Source organism: Amnimonas aquatica, assembly GCF_002943415.1.
Lineage (GTDB): Bacteria > Pseudomonadota > Gammaproteobacteria > Pseudomonadales > Moraxellaceae > Perlucidibaca > Perlucidibaca aquatica_A.
Map to the genome: position 1 here is coordinate 1 of NZ_PTQZ01000160.1, position 4,224 is coordinate 4,224.

Here is a 4,224-nt window from a genome sequence, read left to right on the forward strand (position 1 = left end):
GTCCGGCTTCGCGCTCACGCTGCACAACGATGTCATCGGCCCCTACCTGGACAGCTTCGCCAGCGACGAGCAGAAGGCACGCTGGCTGCCCAGGATCGTTTCCGGCGAGGGCATCCTGGCCATCGGAATGACCGAGCCGGGCACCGGCTCCGACCTCAAGAACATCAAGACGCGCATCGAGGACAAGGGCGACCACTACCTGCTCAACGGTTCCAAGACCTACATTTCCAACGGCATCCTGGCCGACATCGTGATCGTCGCCGCGCAGCACGAAGGCACCGGCGGCATCAGCCTGATCGTGGTCGAGCGCGGCATGGAAGGCTTCGNTCACCAAGGAGCGCCAGGCCTTCGGCAAGCCGATCAGCAAGTTCCAGAACACCAGCTTCAAGCTCGCCGAAATGAAGACCGAGATCACCATCGGCCAGACCTTCATCGACTCGCTGGTGCTCAAGGCCAACGACGGCACGCTGGCGCCGGACGAGGCCTGCATGGCCAAGTACTGGATCACCGACCTGCTCAACAAGGTCTGCTACGAGTGCCTGCAGCTGCACGGCGGTGCCGGCTACATGATGGAGTACCCGATCGCGCGCGCCACGCTGGATGCCCGCATCACGACCATCTTCGCCGGCACCAACGAGATCATGAAGCAGGTCATCGGGCGCAGCATGGGACTCTGAGATGAGACTCTGAGCGGGCAACGCCGGTTCTGGCAAGGTCACGGTGAAAAGCCGGGGGCTGGGGGTGGAAAACACGCTGGAAAGCGCTACAGTTTTCCACCCCCAGCCCCCGGCTTTTCACCTCGGGCCCACGCCGGATACCGGAGCTCCCCGATGTTCTCACTGCATCCCCGCCTCGCCGCCGACACCATCCACCTCGGCGACTTCCCGCTCAGCCAGTGCCTGCTGATGAACGACAGCCAGTACCCGTGGCTGATCCTGGTGCCGCGCCAGGCCGACCTGCGCGAGGTGCACGAACTGTCCGAGGCCGACCAGCAGCAGCTGCTGCGCGAATCGTCGTGGGTCAGCGCGCGCCTGGCGGCCGCGCTCGGCGCCAGCAAGATGAACGTCGCCAATCTCGGCAACGTGGTGGCGCAACTGCACTGGCACATCATCGCGCGTTTCGAGCACGACCCGGCCTGGCCGGCGCCGGTCTGGGGCCGCCACCCGGTGCGCGCCTACCGTGACGACGAGCTGGCGGCACGCATCGAGGCGCTGCGCGACGCCCTGCCCGGCGATGGCGCTGTGCCGCTGACCTGGGTTCGCTGAACCTCCGTGCCCGATCTCGCGGCGCTGCTGCCCGCCGGCCCCGGCTTCGCGCTCGGGCCGGGCAGCGCCCTGCTGCTGGTGCTGCTGTCGGCCTTCACCGCCCTGCTCACCGCCGGGCTGGGCCTGGGCGGCGGCGTGCTCCTGCTCGGGGGCATGGCCTTCCTGGTGCCACCGGCGGCGCTCATCCCCGTGCATGGCGTGGTGCAGATCGGCGCCAACGCCGGCCGCACCTGGCTGCTGCGCCAACACACCGACCACGGCATCCTGCTGCCCTTCGCCATCGGCGCGCTGGCCGGCACGCTGGCGGGCGGCAGCCTGGCGCTGCAGCTGCCGCCGCACTGGCTCAACCTCGCGCTGGTGCTGTTCATCCTCTGGGCGGCCTGGGGCCGCTGGCCGGCGCTGCGCGGCCGCGCCGAGCGCGCCGGGCTGTGGGCCGGCGGCCTCGGCATCAGCTTCCTGAGCATGTTCGTGGGCGCCACCGGGCCGCTGGTGGCATCGCTGATGAAAAGCCGGGCCATGGACCGGCAGCGCCACATGGCCACCTTCTCCGCCTGCATGACCCTGCAGCACGGCCTGAAGATCGCCGCTTTCGGCCTCTTCGGCTTCCAGTTCGCGCCCTGGCTGCCGCTGCTGGCCGCCATGATCGCCAGCGGTTTCATCGGCACCTGGCTGGGCGAACGCTGGCTGGCCGGCCGCAGCGATGCCGGCTTCCAGCGCGTGCTGGCCTGGCTGCTCACCGCCATGGCGCTGCAGCTGCTCTGGCAGGCGACCGCGCCTTTCAGGTAGAACGGTGGCTGTCATATCGGGAGATGCGCGGATGGAACTCGTACGCGGCAAGGCCGCCAAGGTCAGGCACACCCTGCAGATGGGACGCGGCGCCGGCGACCGCCACAGCAACGTCAGCACCACGCACATCTGCCTGCTGCAGCTGCAGGAGCGCACCGTCAGCCTGCACGCCCGGCATCCGCTGATCGTCAACGAGGGCGACCAGCTCGTGATCGCCGGCCGCAGCGACCGCCAGGGCCTGCTGCGCGGCTTCGCGCACGCCAACCTGAGCACCGGTACGCGGGGAGATGACGGCCTCTGGCAGCACATCATCGCCGCCCCCGTCTGCCTCGCGGCGGCGGGGTTCATCTGGGGCGCGATGGCCGGCGTCAGCATCAACGGCGTGCCGCTGCACTGGCTGCCGTCGCTGCTGCTGGCCGGCGTCGGCATCTATTTCGCGGTGCGCGGCGCGCAGGTCTGGCAGGCGGTGCAGCGGGTCGGCCAGGAAAGCGCGCGCTGAGACCGGTGCGGCACGGGCACATGCCATCCCGTGCCTGCGGTCCGGACAGCGCAGGCCATGCCAGCGTCCGTCAGTCGTCGCGGGTCAGCACTTCCAGCAGCTCGATCTCGAACACCAGGTTGGAGCCCGGCTTGATATGGGCGCCGACCTGACGCTCGCCGTAGGCCAGGTGCGCGGGCACGAACAGCTTGCGGCGGCCGCCGACACGCATGCCCATGAGCCCCTGGTCCCAGCCCTTGATGACGCGGCCGGTGCCGATCACGCACTGGAACGGCTGGCCGCGCTGCCACGAGGAATCGAAGCAGGTGCCATCCTCCAGCCAGCCGCTGTACTGGGTGGAGATGAGCGCGCCCTTCACCGCGACCTTGCCCTCGCCCACCACCAGATCCTCGATCACCAGCTCACCGCTCACGCAATGCTCCTCGGCCCTGCGGCCCGCTTCAGGCGTCATGGCCCGGATTGAGACGTTGCAGGCGACGCAGCAGCGCCGGCCACACGAAGGCGCCGCCGAGGCCGCCGGTCTGCACGCGCATGGATTCGGCGACGCCGGCGACGATGCGCGGATCGACCTCGGTCAGCGGCCCGCCGGCCTGCGCCGCGAGCTGGATCTGGCAGGTGCTCTCGAACACGTACATGTTCAGGAAGGCATCGGCGATGCTGGCGCCGCAGGTCAGCAGGCCGTGGTTGCGCAGCATGAGGAAGCTGGCGCTGCCGAGGTCATCCTGCAGGCGCGGCTTCTCGTCCGGCCGGAACGCCACGCCCTCGTAGTCGTGATAGGCCAGCGAGGCCAGCACGAAGGTGGACTGCTGCGAGATCGGCAGCACGCCGCCCTGCTGCGCGCTCACCGCCACGCCGGCGCGGGTATGCGTGTGCAGCACGCACTGCACGTCCGGACGCGCCTCGTGCACGGCGCTGTGGATGACGAAGCCGGCCGGGTTCACCGGGTGCGGCGAATCGCTGAGCTTGTTGCAGTCGCGGTCGACCTTGATCAGCGACGAGGCGGTGATCTCGTCGAACATGAGGCCGTAGGGATTGATCAGGAAATGGTGCTCGGGCCCGGGCAGGCGCGCGGTGATGTGCGTGAACACCAGATCGCTCCAGCCGTACAGGGCCACCAGCCGGTAGCAGGCGGCGAGGTCGCAGCGCAGCTGCCACTCCTCCAGGCTGACCTGCTCCCTGAGGGAAGATGTGCTCATGATGTCTGCTCCCGCCTTGTTCTTGTTGTCGGATGTCGCTACGGCCGGCACGGATCGGCGTCTGCGGCCGGGCGTTCAGGCCGCCGCCTCAGGAAGCCAGCCAGCGCCGCAGCCGGCTCCACTTCGCGCGGTCCTCGGCGCGGTGCGCCTGCAGCGTCGTCACCAGCGCCGCGATGGCCTCCGCGGTCTGCTCGCGCACCTGCCACTGCAGCTCGCGCTCCGGCGCATCGCACTGCAGGTGCGCGGTCGGGATGCGCTCGCCGCAGGCGATGTAGAAACGCTCCGGACGCGGCAGCGGCGTGCCCGCCACGCCCCTGACCACCGGCGCGATGAGATCGCCGCCGCGCAGCCGGCGGTCCAGTCCGGCGACGCGGTCGAGCCAGTTCCACGCCCGGCTCTGACGGATGTCGTCGGCATCGGCGACGATGTCGTAGGTCTCGTTCGGCCCCACCGAGGCGAAGGGAATGATGTCGTAACC

General features: G+C 69.5%; 7 protein-coding genes and 1 pseudogene. 5 read left to right on the forward strand and 3 right to left on the reverse strand.

Annotated elements, in window-relative coordinates:
- Positions 1 to 46 precede the first annotated feature (46 nt).
- From C5O18_RS11170 to C5O18_RS06965, 5 genes and pseudogenes are all read left to right on the forward strand, one after another.
- Positions 47 to 277: pseudogene (locus C5O18_RS11170) on the forward strand (acyl-CoA dehydrogenase family protein); the annotation flags it as partial.
- A gap of 82 nt (positions 278 to 359) precedes the next feature.
- Entirely contained in the window at positions 360 to 677 is a 318-nt protein-coding gene (locus C5O18_RS10885) for an acyl-CoA dehydrogenase family protein (protein WP_241146769.1), read from the forward strand.
- Between the two features lie 153 nt (positions 678 to 830).
- Positions 831 to 1,265, forward strand: a complete 435-nt coding sequence (locus C5O18_RS06955; protein ID WP_105192678.1) for an HIT domain-containing protein — start codon at positions 831 to 833, stop codon at positions 1,263 to 1,265.
- 6 nt (positions 1,266 to 1,271) lie between these two features.
- On the forward strand, positions 1,272 to 2,051 hold the full coding sequence (locus tag C5O18_RS06960; RefSeq protein WP_206389774.1) for a sulfite exporter TauE/SafE family protein: 780 nt from the start codon (positions 1,272 to 1,274) through the stop codon (positions 2,049 to 2,051).
- 31 nt (positions 2,052 to 2,082) lie between these two features.
- Positions 2,083 to 2,550, forward strand: a complete 468-nt coding sequence (locus C5O18_RS06965; protein ID WP_105192680.1) for a hypothetical protein — start codon at positions 2,083 to 2,085, stop codon at positions 2,548 to 2,550.
- A gap of 70 nt (positions 2,551 to 2,620) precedes the next feature.
- Here C5O18_RS06965 and C5O18_RS06970 read toward each other — a convergent pair whose 3' ends face one another.
- The 3 genes from C5O18_RS06970 to C5O18_RS10440 all read right to left on the reverse strand — a co-directional run.
- Positions 2,621 to 2,962: an FKBP-type peptidyl-prolyl cis-trans isomerase gene (locus C5O18_RS06970; protein WP_105192682.1), complete on the reverse strand. Its 342-nt coding sequence runs from the start codon at positions 2,960 to 2,962 to the stop codon at positions 2,621 to 2,623.
- Between the two features lie 28 nt (positions 2,963 to 2,990).
- On the reverse strand, positions 2,991 to 3,746 hold the full coding sequence (locus C5O18_RS06975) for a class II aldolase/adducin family protein (protein ID WP_105192684.1): 756 nt from the start codon (positions 3,744 to 3,746) through the stop codon (positions 2,991 to 2,993).
- A gap of 88 nt (positions 3,747 to 3,834) precedes the next feature.
- Positions 3,835 to 4,224, reverse strand: a 390-nt coding sequence (locus tag C5O18_RS10440) for a lysophospholipid acyltransferase family protein (RefSeq protein ID WP_478209682.1), incomplete at its 5' end; no start/stop codon positions are given.